Below are 19,431 nucleotides of genomic sequence, written 5' to 3' on the forward strand. Positions count from 1 at the left end.
AGTGGATACGCCCGCCATGCTAACACGATTTAAAAGGCTTGCGGACACCGGATACCCCAGTGTCACCATCAGAAATGAAGCAGGGCCGATCCCCAGGTGAAACCGCCACCGAAGGCTTCCATCAGCACCAGGTCGCCCCGCTTGATGCGTCCATCACGCACCGCGGCATCCAGGGCCAGGGGAACCGAGGCAGCAGAGGTGTTGCCGTGCTGTTCCACAGTCACGATCACCTTCTCCATGGGCATCTTCAACTTGCGGGCGGTGGCCTGGATGATCCGGATATTGGCCTGATGGGGAATCAGCCAGTCCACCTGGGACTGTTCGATGCCATTGGCTTCCAGGGTTTCCTCCACAATGCGGCCCAGGGTGTTGACCGCCCACTTGAACACCTCATTGCCCTTCATCTGCAGGTAGGCCTCGCCGGCCACCATCTGGGCATAACCCTTACCGATACCTCTGGGTACGCTCAGCAGGCTCTCGTAGCGGCCATCGGCATGCAGATGGGTGGACAGGATACCCGGTGTTTCTGAAGCCTCCAGCACCACTGCGCCTGCACCGTCACCAAACAGCACACAGGTGCCCCGATCGTTCCAGTCCAGGATACGAGAGATGGTTTCGGCGCCCACCACCAGGGCGCAGCGGGCACTGCCGGCACGGATGAACTGATTGGCTACCCCCAAGGCATAGACAAACCCGGTACATACGGCCTGCACATCAAAGGCGGCACAGCCATTGTGAACCCCCAATCGCTGCTGCAACAGGCAGGCGGTACTGGGAAACACCTGATCCGGGGTGGTGGTGCCGACGATGATCAGATCAATATCTTCCGGGCGGCGCCCTGCTGCGGCCAGGGCAGACCGTGCCGCCTGCTCTGCCAGGTCACAGGTGGTTTCCTCGGGGCCAACAACATGGCGCTGCCCGATACCGGTACGCTCACGAATCCATTCATCGGAAGTTTCCACGATCTTTTCCAGATCGTGATTGGTCAGCACCTGTTCCGGAAGATAGCTCCCGGTGCCCGTAATCCGGGAGTAGATCACTGTTGGTTCGCCTCTTTGAGCAGTTCTTCCAGCCGCTTGTCGATGCGTTGCGGCACCCGTTTCTGAGCCTCCAGGCGAGCGATGCGGATGGCATTCTCGAAGGCCACGGCATCGGCCCCTCCATGGCTCTTGATCACCACCCCCTGCAGCCCCAGCAGGCTGGCACCGTTATAGGCGCGAGGATCGATGCGCTTGCGGAAGGACTTGAGCACCGGCATGGCGACCAATGCGGCCAGTTTGCTGTACAGGCTGCCGGCAAACTCGTTGCGCATGTAGTGGGAGACCATGCGGGCCACCCCTTCACTGGTCTTGAGGGCGACATTACCCACAAAGCCATCGCAGACCACCACGTCCACGTCACCGCAGTAGATGTCGTTGCCTTCGACGAAACCGATGTAGTTCAGGTGGCTGGCCTCAAGCATTCGCGCCGCCTCCTTGACCTGATCGTTGCCCTTGATCTCTTCCTCGCCGATGTTCAGCAGGCCGACCCGGGGCGAGGCGATATTGTCCACCGCACTGGCCAGTTCGGAACCCATCACCGCAAACTGATAAAGATGGGTGGCGGTGCAGTCCACATTGGCCCCCAGATCCAGCATGTGGGTGTGGCCCTTGATGGACGGGATGGCAGTGATGATGGCCGGCCGGTCGATGCCCGGCAGGGTCTTTAGCACGTAGCGCGCCGTGGCCATGAGGGCGCCGGTATTGCCCGCGCTGACACAGGCATCGGCCTGCTGGTGCTTGACCAGGTTGATGGCCACCCGCATGGACGAATCCTTCTTGTTGCGCAGGGCCTGGGAAGGCGGCTCGTCCATACCCACCACCTGGCCGGCATGATGCAGGCGCAGCCGGTCCGACGGCGCCTTGCCACAGGCAGCCAGTTCCTCCCCGATCCGCGCCTTGTCGCCCACCAGGATCAGATGAATATCAGGATAGGCTTCCAGGGCCTGGACTGCCGCAGGGACAACCACGTGGGCACCATGATCACCGCCCATGGCATCCAGTGCGATGGTAAAGATTCCACTCATGGGAAAACCTGCATTGAATCAGCGGGAAAGAGCTTTGCGGACCTAAAAATCCACCAAGCCCATGAAATACTGCCTGCGGGTCCATCCGGTAGGCGGCACGACGTGGGCAGGATCACATCCACGCCGGCCACGCCCTGTCGGGGCAGACTGCCGTGACCGGACCCGGCCGGGTCCGGTCGGCATGGGCCTTATTCGTCGTCCTGCTGATCCTTGGGCTTGATCACCTGACGGCCACGGTAGAAACCATCGGCACTGATGTGGTGACGGCGATGGATCTCACCAGTGGTGGGTTCGGTGGACAGGGTGGGACCCTTGAGGGCGTCGTGGGAACGACGCATGCCCCGGCGGGAAGGGGTGGTGCGACCTTGTGCAACAGCCATGGTGTCATCTCCAGATCTATACTAAAAAAACATCAATGCCCCACGGGTCCCGACCGGAACCCGGGGGGCATGGGGTGTTTCAACTGTCTGCGTCCTGCCCGCCCTTGAGGCGACCCAGCACGGCAAACGGGTTGTTCTCCTGTTTTTGCGCCGCCTTCAGTTCCCGGTCATTGAACTCGGACCGAAAATGCGCCGCACAGGTCTGCGCCGGGTGCAGGGGCACCACCGGCAGGCACAGCATCAGTTCGTCTTCCACCAGCGCCGCCAGATTCAGGCGCTCATCGCCGACCACCAGCAGGTCTTCCTCGTCCAGGGCGCCGGCGGCCTGACGATCTTCCTGCACCAGCCGCATCTCGAAACGACTGTCCACCGGCAACCTCATGGGTTCCAGGCAACGCTGGCACAGGGGAGCCAGTTCGGCCACCACATGGCCGGCCAGCCGGGGTCTGCCGGAGGGGCCGCGATCAAAGGTCAGTGCCACCCGGCACAGACCCCGGGCCGGCTCGCCCATCGCCACCGCCAGACGAGGCATGGCGGCCATATCCAGTACGCCCTCCAGGACGCGGGACTTGTCCGCCAGGCGGAAGGGATCGACCAGTTCGGGTAGCAGGCTGTCGGACATAAGCGCGCAATTCTAAAGGCGTTCTCGCACCAGTGTCAAAAGCAATCTGCCCCCTTCTGCTTGAAAAGCCCCGCCCGGTTCAAGGATACTGAGGTCTTTGCTTATAACGTGCGGGATGCTTGCGTGATACACAAGTTACTGATTGCCAACCGCGGTGAGATCGCCGTCCGCATCATCCGTGCCTGCGCGGAAATGGGGATAACCTCGGTGGCGGTCTACACCGACGCCGACCGCCACGGCCTCCATGTCAAGAAGGCCGATGAATCCTACTCCCTGGGCCCCGACTCCCTGGCCGGCTACCTGAACATTCATCGCCTGGTGAACGTGGCCCGCGGCGCCGGCTGTGACGCCATTCACCCCGGCTACGGTTTCCTGTCGGAGAATCCCCAGTTCGCCCAGAACTGCGCCCGGCGCGGCATCCGGTTCATCGGCCCGGAGGCGGAGATCATCCGCCGCATGGGCGACAAGATCGCCGCCCGGGAGGCCATGATCGCCGCCGGCGTCCCGGTGGTCCCCGGCAGCGAGGGCAACCTCAAGGATGTGGACGAGGCCGCCGTCCTGGCGGAAAAGATCGGCTATCCGGTCATGCTCAAGGCCACCAATGGCGGCGGTGGCCGGGGCATCCGCCGCTGCGACGACGAGGCCGCCCTGCGCCACAACTATGAGCGGGTGCGTTCCGAGGCCACCAAGGCCTTCGGCAGCACCGAGATCTTCATGGAAAAGGCCATCGTCAATCCGCGCCATATCGAGGTGCAGATTCTGGCCGACCGCCACGGCAACGTGATTCACCTGTTCGAGCGCGACTGCTCCATCCAGCGCCGCCACCAGAAGCTGGTGGAGATTGCCCCCTCTCCCCAACTCTCCGAGGCCCAGCGCCGGGAGGTGGGCGAGCTGGCGGTACGGGCGGCCCGGGCGGTGAACTATGAAAACGCCGGCACGGTGGAGTTCCTCATGGACGCCGACGGTCGCTTCTACTTCATGGAGATGAACACCCGGCTGCAGGTGGAACACCCGGTCACCGAAATGATCACCGGCGTGGATATCGTGCAGGAACAGATCCGCGTGGCCGCCGGACTGCCCCTCACCTACACCCAGGACCAGATCACCCGGCGTGGATTCGCGGTGGAGTTTCGCATCAACGCCGAGGATCCCAAGAACGACTTTCTACCCAGCTTTGGCCGCATCACCCGCTACTTCGCCCCCGGCGGACCGGGGGTGCGCACCGACGGCGCCATCTACACCGGCTACCATATCCCCCCTCACTATGACTCCATGTGCGCCAAGCTCGTGGTCTGGGCCATGGACTGGGACAGCCTGATCCGCCGCGCCCGTCGTGCCCTGGGGGACATGGGGGTCTACGGGGTCAAGACCACCATCCCCTATCACCTGGAAATCCTCAACAGCGAAGCCTTCCGCCAGGGCAGTTTCGACACCGGTTATGTGGATGCCCATCCAGAACTGACCGATTACTCCGTGCGCCGCCCGACCCGGGAACTGGCTGCCGTCATCGCCGCCGCCATCACGGCGCACAAGGGTCTTTAAGACAAAAGGTATTGATCGATGTCCAAGAAGGTAACGATTACTGATCTGACCCTGCGTGACGGCCACCAGAGCCTGATCGCCACCCGCATGCGCACGGAAGACATGCTCCCCATCTGCGAGAAACTGGACGCGGTGGGATTCTGGTCCCTGGAAGTCTGGGGCGGCGCCACCTTCGATACCTGCCTGCGGTTTCTGAAGGAAGACCCGTGGGAGCGCCTGCGCAAGCTGCGCGAGGCCCTGCCCAACACCCCCTTGCAGATGCTGCTGCGGGGCCAGAACCTGCTGGGCTATCGCCATTACGCCGATGACGTGGTGCGGGATTTCGTCGCCCGCTGCGCCGACAACGGCATGGACGTCTTCCGCATCTTCGATGCCATGAACGACACCCGCAACGTGCGCGTCTCCATCGAGGCGGTGAAAAAGGCGGGCAAGCACGCCCAGGGCGCCATCAGCTACACCACCAGCCCGGTGCATACCCTGGACCAGTTCGTGACCATGGCCCGGGAGATGGTGGAGATGGGCTGCAACAGCATCGCCATCAAGGACATGGCGGGTCTGCTCACCCCCCGGGCCGCCGGCGAACTCACCGCCGCCCTGGTGGACGCAGTGAAGGTGCCCGTGCACCTGCATACCCACGCCACCGCGGGCCTGTCCGAGATGTGCCACCTCAAGGCCATCGAAAACGGCTGCAGCAACATCAATACCGCCATGTCCGCCTTTGCTGGCGGCACCAGCCATGCCCCCACCGAGAGCATGGTGGCGGCACTGCGGGATACCGAGTACGACACCGGCCTGGACCTGAACCTGCTGCAGGAGATCGGCTTCTATTTCCGCGAGATCCGCAAGAAATACCACCAGTTCGAGAGCGAATACACCGGCGTGGATACCCGGGTGCAGACCACCCAGATCCCCGGCGGCATGATCTCCAACCTCATCAGCCAGCTCAAGGCCCAGGGCGCCCTGGACAAGGTGAACGCGGTGATGACCGAAATCCCGCGGGTGCGGGAGGATCTGGGCTATCCGCCCCTGGTCACCCCCACCTCCCAGATCGTGGGCACCCAGGCGGTGATGAACGTCCTCACCGAGTCCCGCTACAAGACCATCACCAACGAGGTGAAGCTCTATCTGCAGGGCCGCTACGGCCGTACCCCCGGCCACGTCAACAGCGTGGTCCGGCAAAAGGCCATCGGCCACGCCGACGTCATCGAGTGCCGGCCGGCGGACCTGCTGGAGGACGAAATGGACGCCCTGCGCGGCCAGATCGGCGAACTGGCCCATTCCGAGGAAGACGTCCTCATCTATGCCATGTTCCCCGAGATCGGCCGGGAGTTCCTGGAACAGCGCCGCGACGGCAAGCTGGTCCCCGAACCCCTGGAACCCCTGGGCGGCCAGGGCGAGGACAAGGTGGCCCCGGTGGAATTCAAGGCCACCCTGCACGGCGAGACCTACCACATCAAGCTCACCGGCACCGGCCACAAGCGGGACCACATGCGTCCCTTCTACGTGACCGTGGACGGCATGCCGGAAGAGATCGTCATCGAGACCCTGGACGAGATCCTGGTGGACGGGGACAACGGCGCCCGGCGCGGCGGTCCCCAGGGCAGCGGCCGCCCCCGGGCCACCAAGCCCGGCCATGTCACCACGTCCATGCCGGGCACCATCATCGACGTGCTGGTCAAGGAAGGGGATACGGTCAAGCCCGGTGACGGCGTGTTGATCCTGGAGGCCATGAAGATGGAAACCGAGGTCCAGGCCCCGGTGGGTGGCGTGGTCAAGGCCATTCACGTGTCCAAGGGCGACAGCGTCAACCCGGATGATGCCCTGGTGGAAATCGAGGACGCCTGATGACGCGGGCGCCACGCACCCTGGTTCTGGCTTCTACCTCACCGTTCCGGCGCGCGCTGCTGGAACGGCTGGGGTTGCCGTTTTCGACTTGCGCCCCGGACGTGGATGAGACCCCCCGGCCGGGGGAGCCTCCCGCGGCCATGGTAGCCCGCCTGGCCCGGGCCAAGGCGGAAGCGGTCCGGGACCGCTTTCCCGGGGCCCTCATCATCGGCTCGGACCAGTGCGCGGAACTCGATGGAAAGATACTGGGCAAACCCGGCAATCATGAACGGGCCGTCGCCCAGTTGAGCGCGGCCTCGGGGCGCAGCGTGGCCTTTCATACCGGATTGTGCCTGCTGGATGCCGAAAGCGGTGAGAGACAGGAGGCAGTGGAGCCCTTCCGGGTACACTTTCGCACCCTGGGCCGGGAAGAGATCGAGGATTACGTGCGTCGGGAACAGCCCTACGGCTGCGCCGGCAGCTTCAAGTCGGAAGGTCTGGGGATTGCCCTGTTCGAGCGCCTGGAGGGGGATGACCCCACGGCCCTGATCGGGCTACCCCTGATTGCCCTGTGCCGAATGCTGGCCCAAGCCCACAGACCGGTACTCAATCCGGGGACTTTCCGCCGATGATGATTGTGTCAAAGGGCGGATTTCATTAATCTGCCCAGCGCCTGGGCGCCCTGGCCGCCCGTCTTTCAGCCGCAACAGAAGAACACCCGGGAGTTTCAGACATGCAAGCCGAGGCCGGCCTCCGCGCCCGAGTGGGCGCCTTCATCGAATCGGCGCCAATCCAGCGCCTGATCATCACCCTGATCCTGATCAATGCCGCCATTCTGGGTCTGGCCACCTCGCCTGCCCTGATGGAAAAAACCGGCCCCTGGCTGATGTATGCCGACCGGATCATTCTTGGAATATTTGTGGTGGAAATCCTGCTCAAGCTCTACGCCCAGGGCCTGAGCTTCTTCCGCCGCCCCTGGAACGTGTTTGATTTTTTGGTGATCACCATTGCCCTGATTCCCACCACCGGCCCCCTGGCGGTACTGCGGGTGCTGCGCGTCCTGCGCCTGGTGTCCATGGTGCCCAAGCTGCGCTTCATCGTCGAGGCACTGCTCAAGGCCATTCCCGGCATCCTGTCCATTTTCGCCCTGCTGATCCTGCTGTTTTATGTGTTTGCAGTGATCGCCACCGGCCTGTTTGGTCAGGCTTACCCGGACTGGTTCGGCCATCTGGGACGGGCCATGTACACCCTGTTCCAGGTGATGACCCTGGAAAGCTGGTCCATGGGCATCTCCCGTCCCGTGATGGAAACCTTCCCCTGGGCCTGGCTGTTCTTCGTGCCTTTCATTCTGATTGCCACGTTCACCATGCTCAACCTATTCATCGCCATCATCGTGAATACCATGCAGTCCATGCAGGAGGAACAGCAGAAATTCGAGCATGAGGCCATCGGCGAGGTGGTACACGCGGAAAACGCCCAGCTCCATGAAGACCTCAAGGCCCTGCGCCAGGAAATAGCATCCCTGCGCCAGGAAATATCCCAATTGCGCCGGGAAGATTAGCGGCGGATGGGGCGGTAATCGACCCATACATTGGAGGAGAAGCATGACAAGACGCCTGGTACTTGCCGTGCTGCTGACCGGCGGAATATGCTTGTTGCTGGGTTTGTTCTATGTTCAATGGCTGCGCACTGCGCTTGAGCAGGAAGTTATTGAATATAATGGCAATTATCTGGCCACCCTGCTGGAAGAACGCCTCAAGAGCAAGGAGGAATTCGGTATTGGGGTCAGTGTCATGCTGGCCCAGGATCCCGACCTCAGTGACGCCTATCTGTTCGGCAATCGGGATCAAAGCCATCAAATCCTCACGGATATCCTGGACACCTTCCGGACCACCACCAACTATCGGGGACTGAGGGTGCAGATCCATACCGAGGAAGGGATGTCCTGGCAACGTAGCTGGGCGCCGGACCAATTTGGTGATGATCTGCGTTTTCGATCCAGTATCCAAAGGATGCTCAGCGAACAGCGGCCCTTCGCCACACTCAACGAAACGGGCCGGGCCGGTTACGCCATCCGCGCCCTGGCCCCCATCATGGAGGAGGGGGTGTACCGTGGCAGTCTGGAGTTGTTGCAAGGGGTGGGAAGCATCAGTCGGGATTTCGAGGCCGATGGCGCCGCCTATATTCTGCTGTTATCGCCCAATGCCCTGGAAGATAGCCCTGGTATTGCCGGTAACCGGCGTGTCGGGGAGTATTTCGTCGCCAATAATGCCTGGTTCAATGCCTATACCATGGCGTTCGCCGAAACCCTGGACCTGGCCCGGTTGCGGGCTGACGGTCATGATCTGGGGCAGAGCTGGTTTGGGGTTCGGGTCCCCGTGATCAACGACCGGGGAGAAACCATCGGAATGCATGTGATCGGTATGCCCGCCGAGGTACTGCGGGAACAGATCACCGATGCCACGCGGTCTGCATGGATGTTTCTTGGCCTGATCGCCCTGTTGGTGATCCTGATGGGACCGATCATTGCACTGCTGGTGCAGCGCAGCATAGTACGTCCCATCCGCAATAGTGTGCATTGCATCCGTCGCATGGAGCAGGACATGGACCTGCGGTTGCCGGTCCAGGGCAATGACGAACTGGCGGTGCTCTCCCGCTCCTTCAATCACTATGCAGATAACCTGCAGGACATCCTGGGGCGAATCTCCAAAACCTCCACCACCTTGAGCGGTGCAGCCGATGCCCTGGTGAGCCATTCCCGGCAAGGGCTGGATCTGGTCAGGCAGCAGCAGCAGGAAACCCAGTTGGTGGCCTCCGCCAGTGTGGAAATGGCGGCTTCTGCCAGCGAAATGTCCCAACATGCACAAAGTACCCAGGATGCCGCAGAAGAGGCCTTGTCCTCTGCCGAGAACGGGATTCGCCTGGTGGCGGATACCGCCAATGCCATCGAGGCCCTGGCAGCCAACATGCGAGGCATGCTGGATGTCATCCAGCGTCTGGATCAGGGAAGCCAGAGTATCGGCAAGGTACTGGAGACCATTGCGGAAATTGCCGATCAGACCAATCTGCTGGCCTTGAATGCGGCCATCGAAGCAGCCCGGGCTGGAGAACATGGGCGGGGATTTGCCGTGGTGGCCGATGAAGTTCGTCGGCTGGCCAGCAAGACCCAGAATTCCACCAGCGAGATCTATGCCATCATCAAGGAGTTGCAAAGCTCCGTATCCGATGTGACCGACGCCATTGACCGGGGACAGACCGAGGCGGAAACCTGTGTTTCCCGTGCCCATGAAGCCAGTGACAGTCTGGGGGCCATCAAGCAGACGGTGGCCGGGGTAAACGAACAGGGCACCCAGATCGCGCTGTCAGCCCGTGAGCAGAATCATGTGGCCGACGAGGTGAGCCGGAATATTGTTCGCATCAACACCCTGGCCGATGATAATGGCCAGGCAGCCGAACAGGTTCTGGAGATTGCCCAACGCCTTGAGGCCAGTGCGGATGATCTCAAGCAGTTGCTTGCAGCCCAACTGGCCCGACCAGCAGGCGCTGTCGCCAGGTAACGGGGAGATGCCCATTTTGCCCAGGCATGGCGTACCATAACAGCCTCGAAGCATTTTTCCGGGATTGAAATGATGACCGATCAAACCCCTCAGGATTCTTCCCCCACCTGGCTGGCGCTCCACGTCGACGAGGAAGATCACCGGCTCATTGCCCGTGTCACTGCCCTGCCGGAGCAGGGCGCCGCTTCGGCCGCTGTCATGGAACACATCACCAATGCGGGGTTTGGCACCTGGGTCATATCCGATAGCGCCATTAAGGATCTGGTCAATGCTGTGGCCAAGGCAGACCCCTCCCTGGATCAGCGGACCTTCTGTCTGGCTCGACGCCATGACGGTAAATTTAACCTGACCATAGACCCAAAACGGGAGCAGGTGGTCTTGAACATCGAACCACCACGAGGTGGCCAGCCGGTGACCGAGGTGATGGTACGGGAAAGAATGGCCGCCAAAAGTGTGGTCCACGGCATTGACGAAGATGCCTTGACCCGGGCTGTGCTGCTGGGGGAACAAGACCCCATGGAGGTGGTCATTGCCCGCGCCACCCCACCGGCCCATGGTAGCGATACGGTGTTTGAATCCCTGATCCCCAAGGCCCGGCGCCGGATGCCCCATATTGATGAGCGAGGTCGGGCAGATTACCGGGATTTGGGAGAGGTGCCCCAGGTCAAACCCGGCACCCCTCTGGTGCGCCGACATCCGGCCACGGCGGGCGTCCCTGGGGTCAACGTTCTGGGGCAGGCGATTCCGGCCCGCTCTGGCCGGGAGTTTCCCTTTTCCAGCAAGCTGCGCAACGTGGTTCCCAGCGCCGATGACCCTGCGGTGCTGGAGTCCACCCTCCATGGCATACCGGTGCTGATTCCCCGTGGGGCCATGGTGGAAGAATCCCTGGAAGTGGACAAGGTGGACCTGTCTTCGGGCAACCTCAGCTTTGAAGGCAGTGTATTGATCCGGGGTGATGTGGTCTCCGGTATGAAGGTGACCGCCAGTGGTGACATTCTGGTCAACGGCATGGTGGAAGGTGCAATACTGGAAGCCGGCGGAGATATTCAGATCAAGCGAGGCGTGGTTGGCCAATTGCATCAGGATGAGACCCATGAAGGCAAGTCCCGCCCCACCGCACGGCTCAAGGCCAAGGGCACGGTCAGTTCCCGATTCATCGAAAATGCCTGGGTAGAAGCAGACCATGTGCTCATCCATGAGCAGATGGTCCATTGCCAGATCAGTGCCACCCATGAGGTGACGGTGGGCGGCACCGGGGCACGTAAAGGACAGATCGTGGGTGGCTCCATCCGGGCTGGAGAACAGATTGAATGCCACATGCTCGGTTCCCCCACAGCACCCCAAACCCAGGTGGTGGTGGGCGCTGATCCCAAGCTGCGGGATCAGCTGGCAGAACTGGAGCAACGCCTCGATGCACAGCATCATCTGGCAGAGGAATTGGTGCGTACCCTGAATTTTGTCCAGCAACATCCTGAACGGGTCGCGGCGGACTTCAAGACTCGTGCCACCAATACCCTGGCCGAGGTGGAAGGCCATGTGCAGGAACTGGAGCAGGAAAAAGCGCAGTTGCTGGAACAGATGGCGCGTTTTCAGGATGCCACCATTGTGGTCCAGCGGCGGATCTACAGTGGGGTTGAAGTCTGCATTGGCGACAAGGTCAGACGGATTGAAGCAGAAACACTAGGGGGGGTATTCAAGTTGCAGGAGGGTGAAGTCATCCTGGACCATGCGCCTGGATGATCCCTCGCACCGGATGTTTTCATCCACCAGAGTGGTCTCTTGGTTAGAATCGACACCGTACTGTCCATCTATCGCCAACAAGGGAGCAATAATTCGTGACTGTCGTACTCGTTCTGGGCTTGATGATGTTTTTGGGGGTACATTCCCTGCGTATTTTTGCCGATGACTGGCGCAGCGCACGCATTGCGCAATGGGGAGAAAAGGGCTGGATGGCCTTTGCCGGCGCGGTCTCCCTGGTGGGTTTTATCCTGATCATCTGGGGCTATGCCCAGGCCGGTCCCATTCATGTGTGGTCTCCTCCGGCATGGCTGCACCATGTCACCGCCCTGTTATCCCTGCTGTCCTTGATCATTCTGGCTGCCGCCTTTGTGCCGAACAACCACATCAAGGCAGCGGTCAAGCATCCCATGGTCATTGCGGTCAAAACCTGGGCGGCGGGTCATCTGCTCTATAACGGCATGCTGGCGGATATCCTGCTGTTTGGAGGCTTCCTGGTGTGGTCCGTGCTGTGTTTCCGTTCCCTGCGCCAACGTGATCAGGCTCAGGGTTTTGTCCCCGTTGCCGCTAACATCAAAGGAACCGCAGTGACGGTCGTAGCTGGTCTGATCGGTTACCTGGCGTTCGCCTTCTTCCTCCATGAGTGGCTGATCGGCGTGCCCGTCAGATAATCCTCAGCCCCCCCAATCAAGGACATCCCTGTCTGCCATAGGCCAGGGATGATCCTGTCCCGTCATTGCGGCAAACATGCCCCGCGCCGCGCAAGCGGGAGCCGGTTGCTCATAATTTCCCGGGGGAGCGGGCCTCAAGGCCCTGTCGCCGGACCTGTCAAGGTTCTGTTCTGGAGCGTTGAGATGAAGAAGAATTTCCCGATCACCGGCAGGGAAAGCACCTACGGCGAAAAGGCCAACATTCTCTCCACCACAAATCTCAAGGGCGCCATCACCTACGTTAACGAAGATTTTGTCCAGATCAGCGGCTTTGCAGAAGATGAACTGCTGGGCAAAAATCACAACATTGTGCGCCACCCCGAAATGCCCCCGGCAGCCTTTGCCGATTTATGGTCCAGCCTCAAGGCGGGGCGAGCCTGGATGGGCATGGTCAAAAATCGCTGTAAAAACGGGGATCATTACTGGGTCAGTGCCTTTGTCATGCCCATCAAGCACGACGGAGAGATCAAGGAATACCAGTCCGTGCGGACCCGCCCCGCCCGCTATCTGGTGAATCGCGCCACCGATGTTTACGGTCAGTTGATGGCCAATACCCCTCCCTTGGCCATGAAACTGCCGATACCTGGGCTGCAATCCCGTCTGCTGGCAGGCACGGTGCTGGTGGGTCTGATGGTATTGATCGGCGCACTCTGGCTGGGCACGCCACCCACCGTGGCTCTGGTGACCCTGGGGCCGGCGGTCCTGTTGGGCCTGTTGTCAATCGGGTGGCAACTTCATCCCCTGTCGGCTCTGGGGCAACGATCCCGGGAAGTGGCCGTCAACCCCCTGGGACAATATATCTACACCCAACGCCGGGATGTGCTGGGTGAAATCGAGTTTGCCCTGTGTATGCTGCAATCCGAACAGGGCGCTGCGGTGGGCCGGGTGGCCGATGCCGCCGCCCATCTGGCTCGTCAGGCGGATCTCATGGTGGAGACGGTCCAGTCCTCCACCGCCCAGATTCTCCGGCAGCAGGCAGAAACCGATCAGGTGGCCACGGCAGTGACCCAAATGGCGGCCAGTGTACAGGAAGTGGCCCGTAACGCCGCCAGTACTGCCGAGGCGGCGGATCTGGCCGATAGCAACTCCGGCCATGGCCGGCAGGTGGTGGCTGCCACGGGGGAGTCGATTCGGCATCTGGCCGAGGAAGTCAGCCGGGCAACGGCGGTCATTCAGGAGCTGGAACACAGCAGTGGGGAAATCAGTGCCGTACTGGATGTGATCCGGGGGATTGCCGAACAAACCAATCTGCTGGCCCTCAACGCGGCCATTGAAGCGGCCCGGGCCGGGGAACATGGCCGGGGTTTTGCGGTGGTGGCTGATGAGGTCCGCAGTCTGGCCAGCCGGACCCAGAGTTCCACCCAGGAAATTCAGGGCATGATCGAAAAACTCCAGGCGGGCGCCCGGCGGTCGGTCAATGTGATGCGCGAGAGTCTTGAGCAGGCAGAAAAAAGCAGTCATCAAGCCCAGGAAGCGGCAACATCTCTGGATGCCATTAGCCGTGATGTGAAATCGATCACTGACATGAGTACCCAGATTGCTACGGCGGTAAACGAGCAAAGTCTGGTCAGTGAGGAAATCAACCGCAGTATCACCCGCATCCGGGAAGCTGCCGACAGCAATGCCAGGGACAGCCGCAACATCGAAGCACTGGCTGTTGGTGTGGCAGGACTGGCCGAGGAACTGCGATTGTTGGCGACTCATTTCTGGGAAAAACCGCGATGAAAAAAAATTTACCGGTCACCGGCAAGGAAAAGACCTTTTCCAGTCAGGTCAACATTCTGTCTACCACGGATCTCAAGGGCATCATCACCGATGTCAATGATGATTTCATCGAGATCAGCGGCTATACCGAAGCCGAATTGCTCAACAAGAACCATAATATCCTGCGCCATCCAGACATGCCGCCGGCAGCCTTCCAGAATCTGTGGGATAGCCTCAAGGCCGGCAAGAGCTGGATGGGACTGGTCAAGAACCGCTGCAAGAACGGGGACCATTACTGGGTCAATGCCTATGTGACCCCGATCCAACGGGAAGGGAAGGTGGTGGAATATCAATCGGTACGGACCCGCCCCAGCCGGGAACTGATCAACCGGGCCGAAACCCTCTACGCTAAAGTCATGGCCGGAAATCTGCCGTTGGCCCTGAAACTGCCCCTGCCGGGTGTGCGGGAGCGGCTGCTGATACTCATCATCGGGGCCGGCCTGACGGGTATGGGGCTGGGGTTCTGGCTGGGGGGGAGCGGATGGCAGGTGGCATTGCCTGGGCTGGGTTTTATCCTCCTGGCCAGCGCCTGGACCTGGTTTAGTCTGGCCCCCCTGATCCGTCTGCGCAACCGGACCCGGAAAGTGGTTCATAACCCCCTGTGCCAATTTGTATACACCGGACGCACGGACGAGTACGGAGAAATTGATTTTGCATTGCGGATGCTCTCTGCCGAGACCGGAGCGGCAGTGGGCCGGGTGGCCGAAGCAGCCAAGCGACTGGCCGGACAGATTCAGGAGATGGTGGCCAGTGTGGAGAAGTCCCGCCGGGAGATTTTGGCCCAGCAGGCCGAAACAGAACAGGTGGCCACCGCAGTGAATCAGATGAGCGCCAGCGTACACGAAGTGGCCCTCAGTGCCGGGCATACCGCCACTGCGGCGGAACATGCCGACAACGGTGCCAGTGCGGGGCGCCAGGTGGTGGTGGACACCGGAAAAGCCATCGGCCACCTGGCTCGGGAAGTGGATCAGGCCACCCAACTGATCCACGAACTGCAGACCCACAGTGACGAAATCAGCACCGTGGTGGAGGTGATTCAAGGGATTGCCGAGCAGACCAACTTGCTGGCCCTGAACGCGGCCATCGAGGCGGCCAGGGCAGGGGAGGAGGGTCGAGGATTTGCCGTGGTGGCCGATGAGGTCCGCAACCTGGCCTCCCGGACCCAGAAGTCCACCCGTGAAATCCAGGCCATGATCGAAAAACTGCAGGCAGGTGCCCAGTCGTCGGTGCAGGTGATGGGACAAAGCCGGGAACAGGCGGAGCGGTGCGTGACCCAGGCCGAGGAGGCTGCTGAATCCCTGGAATCCATCACCCGCAGTGTGGGCGCCATCACCGAGATGAGCATCCAGATTGCCACCGCCGTCAACCAGCAGAGCACGGTGAGCGAAGACATCAACCGCAGTGTCACCCAGATCCGCCATAGTTCCGAGGATAATGCAGATGCCATCCTCAAGATCGAACAGGCCGCCGGTGAGCTGGCAAAGCTGTCACAACATCTGGAACTGCTGGCGCAGCAGTTCTGGGACCGGATTCACTGAAACTGCTCAAGGGCACGGGCCAACTCCGGGTATTGCCGAGCCTGTTCTGCCACCGGCACCCCCCGGGCCAGAGCATCCCAGGCCTGCCGGATACTGGCGGCACCACCGCGAGGCCCCATGGCATGGCCGAATACCCCCCGTCCTGGCACGAAACCAAAATCCACACTGCCCACTTTTTCATACACCCGCTGCAGGGTAGCGGCGGAGTCGCTGCCGCCTGGGACCGGTAGACAGGGCTTGATGGGGCCCATATCTTCCAGACAGGCGCGGACATTGGCCATGACTTCCTCGTCACTGGTCATCATCCGGGGGCCGAAACCGGGCATGATCACCGAGTCATAGCCAGCCAGCCGCTGCAGCCGGGTGATGACCCGGGAATGGATACCGTAGTGGGGCAGGCGGCTGAAAGCGGCAATAAAGGGAAAATGCCCAAACAGGGGGACCTGGGTGTGTTTGCGCAGCATCCGCACTGCGGACAGTCCCACCGGCATGGCGTTCACCAGCAGGGCATTGGCCCCCCGCTCCACGGCAATGTCGTGAAGCTCGGTCAGACGGTCTACCTCATCGGTGATATTGGCCATGTACATCTTGGGGGTGCCGGTGGCCTGTTCCGCCTGGCGCCGGGCCTCACCCAGATGGCGACAGCGCGCCTCCAGGGGGGACCAATCCGGGTCTGCCAGCATCTCGTCATCCTTGGCAATGTCCAGCCCCCCCATCCAGGCTTCACTGGCAATGGCTGAGAACGCTTCGGGGGGCAGACCGATATTGGGTTTGATGACCCCCAAAAAAATAGGACGGTCATGGGCATTGAGCAGGTCACGCAGTCCCTGTACCCCGAACCTTGGCCCCTGAAAAGCACTGAGAAACACCTGGGGGAACTGAATATCCATCAACTTGATCAGTGGGATGCCGGGGGTGAAGAACGGGCCTTCACCGCAGACTGCCGACAGCAGATTGGGAATACGGGGACCGAAGTTTTCGTGGGGATGGGCAATGCGTACCCGACAGGCGAAAATCCGTCCCTCGGCAGCCTGGGTGACCGGGTAACTCAGGGCTTCCCGTTCTTCCAGTACCTCCATCCCGATGACCTTGGCAGCGAACCGGGGACGCAGATCCTCATCCACATCCACCCGCTTCCACTGGGCGGTAGACTGTTCGCTACACAGATGGGCCATCGCTAGGCGCGGGTCGCCCACACATTCCAGTGTGTAGTCCAGGATCAGGTAACGGTCCAGATCCAGGGTGGCGGGATCGGCAAAGAAACCTTCAATGTCGGCGGGCTGCATCGGTTTTATTCGGTTCCCATGAAATGTACGGTCAGATGGCGCTCGGGACGAGGGCCATCCAGCTCAATGAAGAAGATGGATTGCCAGGTCCCCAGAACCAGCCCACCGTCCACGATGGGGATGGTCTCGGAGGCGTTCATGAACAATCCCATCAGGTGTGCATGGGCATTGTCCCGGCCATCCACGGGGTTTTCGTTGTGAAGATAGTCACCGTCCCGGGGCACCAGGCGCTTGAGGTGCGTGAGCATATCCTGTTGCAGCATGGGTTCCTGCTCGTTGAGATTCACGCAGGCGGTGGTATGACGGGAGATGACGGTGCAAAGCCCATTACGGATGCCGCTGGCGGCGAACAGGTCCTTGACCTGCTGGGTGACATCGATGATCTGGATGGGGGCCTGGGTGGCCAGGGGAATGTGGTGATGTGAGATCTTCATCGTCAGCGGCCAGCATCTCGGTCTCGGTCGGGATGCTGAAGCCTAACCCGACCGAGGCGAGATATCCAGCGGCTCAGTCTGCGACTTTTTCCGTCATCGCAGGCTGGGGAGGGGCCTTGGGTGGAGTGGGTGTTTCAGTCCGGGTTGCCTGGCCGGTGTTATCGGGCCGAGGCCTGGAACGAATTCCCAGCAGATTCAAGATGAAGGGAAAGGCCAGGATTGCAAACAGGGCACCAAAGCCGATACTGGCACCGATCAGGGCCAGATAGTCGATACCCGACAGGGCTGCCCAACTGGATTTGGTGATGGTCGGCAGGGTGATCATGGACAATATGAAAATGAAAACACCAAAGCCTATGGTGACATAGGCCGGCAGAACCCAGCAGGTTCTACAGCCTGTGGAGCGCTTGAGGAAATAGAAGGTCAGTGCAAAGTCCAGCAGCAGAAACAGCCCGATAAACCACAGCCAGCCCCGAAAGAACTCCAGGACCACTGCCAATAATCCCATGATTGAAAATGCCATTACCAACTCCTCTCAACTTTCACAATGTATTCAGGGACATAAAACATCCGGCATACCCGGTCAGATGCGTCCCCGAAGCATGGCCTTGTAGGCCGCCAGTAGCAGCCGATCCTTCATGACCCAGGGCACCCAATGCTCCTGATAGGGGCTGATGAAGGGGAAAGAGGGCTTCATGTTCAGGTCATAATCAAATTCCACCAAAATGGCCTGGCCCAGTTCGGTAATCAGCGGGCAGGAGGTATAGCCATCGTAAGCCGCTGTAGGGGTGGCGCCCTGAATGATCTGGATCATGTTTTCCACCGCCACCGGCACCTGGGCCTTGACACTGGCGGCTGTCTTGCCAACTGGCACGCCATTCACGTCACCGGCACCAAAAACATTGGGATAGCGGGTGTGCTGCAGGGTGAAACGGTCCACTTCCAGCCAGCCGCGAAAGGGGGCTTCCTGAGCCGCCAATGGGCTGTAGCGCAAGGCATCAGGGGCACTCATGGGCGGCACCACATGGATAAAGTCATAATCCAGGGTTTCATCTCCCAGGGGCGTCTTGAAAGTGGCGGTCTTGCGGTCCGGGTCGATGGCCTTGAGGGGGTGATCCCAGTGAATATGGATGTCTCGCTGAGGCAGGTTTCGACGCAGGAAGTCTTCGGTATGGGGCTGGGAGAACAGGCTGGTGCCAGGGGGCAGGTAGTGCATCTCGGCCCGGTCACGGGTGCCCCGTTCCTTCATTCGGCTTTCCGTGAGCATGGTGACCTTGAGGGGAGCGCCAGCACATTTCATGTCCCCCGGTGGCCGGGTAAACAGGCCGATGCCCCCTTCATTGACAAAGTGATCCACGGCCTGCCAGGTGCGTTCCGCCAGCTCCGGCCTGTCGTAAACACAGCCCACCCCCCGATGGCCGATCAGGTTTTCCGACATGCCCTCGATGACGCTGTAGTTCACCTGTACCCCGGTGGCCACCATCAGGAAATCGTACTCAATCACCTGGCCGGTTTCAGTGACCACCCGGTTATTGTCCGGGTCATATTCAATCACCATGTCGTGAACCCAGTTGACACTGGAGGGTACATAGCGCCGGTTCCGGTCCAGAAGCTTCTCTGTCTGCCAGACGCCGGTACCCACCAGGGTTAGCCCAGGCTGGTAGTAATGGTCCTGTCGCCGGTCGATCAGGATAACATCTGCCCCATCCAGTTCCCGGGCCAGGCGGGTGGCGCAAGACAGGCCCGCGGCCCCGGCACCGACAATGACAATGCGGGCGTTGGTGGATACTGCCCGTGCCGGTGGACTGTGCAGCAGGCTGCCGGTCCCGGCGGCTGCACCCGCCAGCAGGGCGCCACCACTGGATAATTTGAGAAAGTCTCGCCGCGACAGACCCGCCCCCTTCAAGGCCCGGTCAACCGCGTCTTTTACCCGCTTGTCGTCTTGGCTGCTCATCGTTCTATGTCTCCATTC

Annotated in this window: 17 protein-coding genes; 9 read left to right on the forward strand and 8 right to left on the reverse strand. The window is 61.0% G+C overall.

Annotation, left to right across the window (positions count from 1 at the left end):
- Positions 1 to 68: 68 nt before the first annotated feature.
- From BMX62_RS07415 to BMX62_RS07430, 4 genes are all read right to left on the reverse strand, one after another.
- The gene (locus BMX62_RS07415) at positions 69 to 1,040 is read right to left on the reverse strand and encodes a beta-ketoacyl-ACP synthase III (RefSeq protein ID WP_090206683.1); all 972 of its coding nucleotides are present in this window, start codon (positions 1,038 to 1,040) and stop codon (positions 69 to 71) included.
- On the reverse strand, positions 1,037 to 2,065 hold the full coding sequence (plsX, locus tag BMX62_RS07420) for a phosphate acyltransferase PlsX (protein WP_090206686.1): 1,029 nt from the start codon (positions 2,063 to 2,065) through the stop codon (positions 1,037 to 1,039). Before plsX ends, BMX62_RS07415 begins: the two co-directional genes overlap by 4 nt.
- Before the next feature lie 188 nt (positions 2,066 to 2,253).
- Positions 2,254 to 2,445, reverse strand: a complete 192-nt coding sequence (rpmF, locus tag BMX62_RS07425) for a 50S ribosomal protein L32 (RefSeq protein ID WP_090206689.1) — start codon at positions 2,443 to 2,445, stop codon at positions 2,254 to 2,256.
- 79 nt (positions 2,446 to 2,524) lie between these two features.
- Entirely contained in the window at positions 2,525 to 3,067 is a 543-nt protein-coding gene (locus BMX62_RS07430; RefSeq protein WP_090206692.1) for a YceD family protein, read from the reverse strand.
- Positions 3,068 to 3,190: 123 nt separating this feature from the next.
- Between BMX62_RS07430 and BMX62_RS07435 the strand changes: the two genes are divergently transcribed.
- From BMX62_RS07435 to BMX62_RS07475, 9 genes are all read left to right on the forward strand, one after another.
- Positions 3,191 to 4,609 carry an acetyl-CoA carboxylase biotin carboxylase subunit gene (locus BMX62_RS07435; RefSeq protein ID WP_090206696.1) on the forward strand — a complete coding sequence of 473 codons (1,419 nt, stop codon included), beginning with the start codon at positions 3,191 to 3,193 and terminating at the stop codon, positions 4,607 to 4,609.
- Between the two features lie 18 nt (positions 4,610 to 4,627).
- Positions 4,628 to 6,454, forward strand: coding sequence for a sodium-extruding oxaloacetate decarboxylase subunit alpha (gene oadA / locus BMX62_RS07440; protein ID WP_090206697.1), 1,827 nt, complete (start codon positions 4,628 to 4,630; stop codon positions 6,452 to 6,454).
- A complete protein-coding gene (locus tag BMX62_RS07445) occupies positions 6,454 to 7,065 on the forward strand; it encodes a Maf family protein (protein WP_090206700.1) in 612 nt (203 codons plus the stop codon). Before oadA ends, BMX62_RS07445 begins: the two co-directional genes overlap by 1 nt.
- A gap of 101 nt (positions 7,066 to 7,166) precedes the next feature.
- On the forward strand, positions 7,167 to 7,994 hold the full coding sequence (locus BMX62_RS07450; protein ID WP_090206701.1) for an ion transporter: 828 nt from the start codon (positions 7,167 to 7,169) through the stop codon (positions 7,992 to 7,994).
- A 43-nt stretch (positions 7,995 to 8,037) separates the two neighbouring features.
- Positions 8,038 to 9,990 carry a methyl-accepting chemotaxis protein gene (locus BMX62_RS07455; RefSeq protein ID WP_238375906.1) on the forward strand — a complete coding sequence of 651 codons (1,953 nt, stop codon included), beginning with the start codon at positions 8,038 to 8,040 and terminating at the stop codon, positions 9,988 to 9,990.
- A 69-nt stretch (positions 9,991 to 10,059) separates the two neighbouring features.
- On the forward strand, positions 10,060 to 11,730 hold the full coding sequence (locus BMX62_RS07460; RefSeq protein ID WP_090206702.1) for a FapA family protein: 1,671 nt from the start codon (positions 10,060 to 10,062) through the stop codon (positions 11,728 to 11,730).
- Positions 11,731 to 11,825: 95 nt separating this feature from the next.
- A complete protein-coding gene (locus tag BMX62_RS07465) occupies positions 11,826 to 12,398 on the forward strand; it encodes an NnrU family protein (protein WP_238375907.1) in 573 nt (190 codons plus the stop codon).
- A 183-nt stretch (positions 12,399 to 12,581) separates the two neighbouring features.
- The gene (locus BMX62_RS07470) at positions 12,582 to 14,162 is read left to right on the forward strand and encodes a methyl-accepting chemotaxis protein (RefSeq protein WP_090206703.1); all 1,581 of its coding nucleotides are present in this window, start codon (positions 12,582 to 12,584) and stop codon (positions 14,160 to 14,162) included.
- Complete coding sequence (locus tag BMX62_RS07475; protein ID WP_090206704.1) at positions 14,159 to 15,739, forward strand: methyl-accepting chemotaxis protein; 1,581 nt, start codon at positions 14,159 to 14,161, stop codon at positions 15,737 to 15,739. The genes BMX62_RS07470 and BMX62_RS07475 overlap by 4 nt, the downstream gene beginning before the upstream one ends.
- Here BMX62_RS07475 and BMX62_RS07480 read toward each other — a convergent pair.
- From BMX62_RS07480 to BMX62_RS07495, 4 genes are all read right to left on the reverse strand, one after another.
- On the reverse strand, positions 15,733 to 17,025 hold the full coding sequence (locus BMX62_RS07480) for a RuBisCO large subunit C-terminal-like domain-containing protein (RefSeq protein WP_090206706.1): 1,293 nt from the start codon (positions 17,023 to 17,025) through the stop codon (positions 15,733 to 15,735). The two genes, BMX62_RS07475 and BMX62_RS07480, sit on opposite strands and share 7 nt — an antisense overlap.
- A 5-nt stretch (positions 17,026 to 17,030) precedes the next feature.
- Positions 17,031 to 17,459: a secondary thiamine-phosphate synthase enzyme YjbQ gene (locus tag BMX62_RS07485; RefSeq protein WP_090206708.1), complete on the reverse strand. Its 429-nt coding sequence runs from the start codon at positions 17,457 to 17,459 to the stop codon at positions 17,031 to 17,033.
- 73 nt (positions 17,460 to 17,532) lie between these two features.
- Positions 17,533 to 17,982 carry a hypothetical protein gene (locus tag BMX62_RS07490; protein WP_090206711.1) on the reverse strand — a complete coding sequence of 150 codons (450 nt, stop codon included), beginning with the start codon at positions 17,980 to 17,982 and terminating at the stop codon, positions 17,533 to 17,535.
- Positions 17,983 to 18,042: 60 nt separating this feature from the next.
- Positions 18,043 to 19,413 (reverse strand): NAD(P)/FAD-dependent oxidoreductase, encoded by a 1,371-nt coding sequence (locus tag BMX62_RS07495; RefSeq protein ID WP_090206714.1) that lies wholly within the window; start codon positions 19,411 to 19,413, stop codon positions 18,043 to 18,045.
- Between the last annotated feature and the right edge of the window lie 18 nt (positions 19,414 to 19,431).

Source organism: Ectothiorhodospira magna (genome assembly GCF_900110965.1).
In the GTDB taxonomy this organism is placed as follows: domain Bacteria; phylum Pseudomonadota; class Gammaproteobacteria; order Ectothiorhodospirales; family Ectothiorhodospiraceae; genus Ectothiorhodospira; species Ectothiorhodospira magna.

What these genes read in the sequence shown, in the direction of transcription:
- BMX62_RS07470 (WP_090206703.1), top strand. Translation starts at nt 12,582, where the DNA reads ATGAAGAAGAATTTCCCGATCACCGGCAGGGAAAGCACCTACGGCGAA.
- BMX62_RS07495 (WP_090206714.1), bottom strand. Translation starts at nt 19,413, where the DNA reads ATGAGCAGCCAAGACGACAAGCGGGTAAAAGACGCGGTTGACCGGGCC.
- BMX62_RS07480 (WP_090206706.1), bottom strand. Translation starts at nt 17,025, where the DNA reads ATGCAGCCCGCCGACATTGAAGGTTTCTTTGCCGATCCCGCCACCCTG.
- BMX62_RS07460 (WP_090206702.1), top strand. Translation starts at nt 10,060, where the DNA reads ATGATGACCGATCAAACCCCTCAGGATTCTTCCCCCACCTGGCTGGCG.
- rpmF (WP_090206689.1), bottom strand. Translation starts at nt 2,445, where the DNA reads ATGGCTGTTGCACAAGGTCGCACCACCCCTTCCCGCCGGGGCATGCGT.
- BMX62_RS07455 (WP_238375906.1), top strand. Translation starts at nt 8,038, where the DNA reads ATGACAAGACGCCTGGTACTTGCCGTGCTGCTGACCGGCGGAATATGC.
- BMX62_RS07445 (WP_090206700.1), top strand. Translation starts at nt 6,454, where the DNA reads ATGACGCGGGCGCCACGCACCCTGGTTCTGGCTTCTACCTCACCGTTC.
- oadA (WP_090206697.1), top strand. Translation starts at nt 4,628, where the DNA reads ATGTCCAAGAAGGTAACGATTACTGATCTGACCCTGCGTGACGGCCAC.
- BMX62_RS07490 (WP_090206711.1), bottom strand. Translation starts at nt 17,982, where the DNA reads ATGGCATTTTCAATCATGGGATTATTGGCAGTGGTCCTGGAGTTCTTT.
- BMX62_RS07485 (WP_090206708.1), bottom strand. Translation starts at nt 17,459, where the DNA reads ATGAAGATCTCACATCACCACATTCCCCTGGCCACCCAGGCCCCCATC.
- plsX (WP_090206686.1), bottom strand. Translation starts at nt 2,065, where the DNA reads ATGAGTGGAATCTTTACCATCGCACTGGATGCCATGGGCGGTGATCAT.
- BMX62_RS07475 (WP_090206704.1), top strand. Translation starts at nt 14,159, where the DNA reads ATGAAAAAAAATTTACCGGTCACCGGCAAGGAAAAGACCTTTTCCAGT.
- BMX62_RS07450 (WP_090206701.1), top strand. Translation starts at nt 7,167, where the DNA reads ATGCAAGCCGAGGCCGGCCTCCGCGCCCGAGTGGGCGCCTTCATCGAA.
- BMX62_RS07430 (WP_090206692.1), bottom strand. Translation starts at nt 3,067, where the DNA reads ATGTCCGACAGCCTGCTACCCGAACTGGTCGATCCCTTCCGCCTGGCG.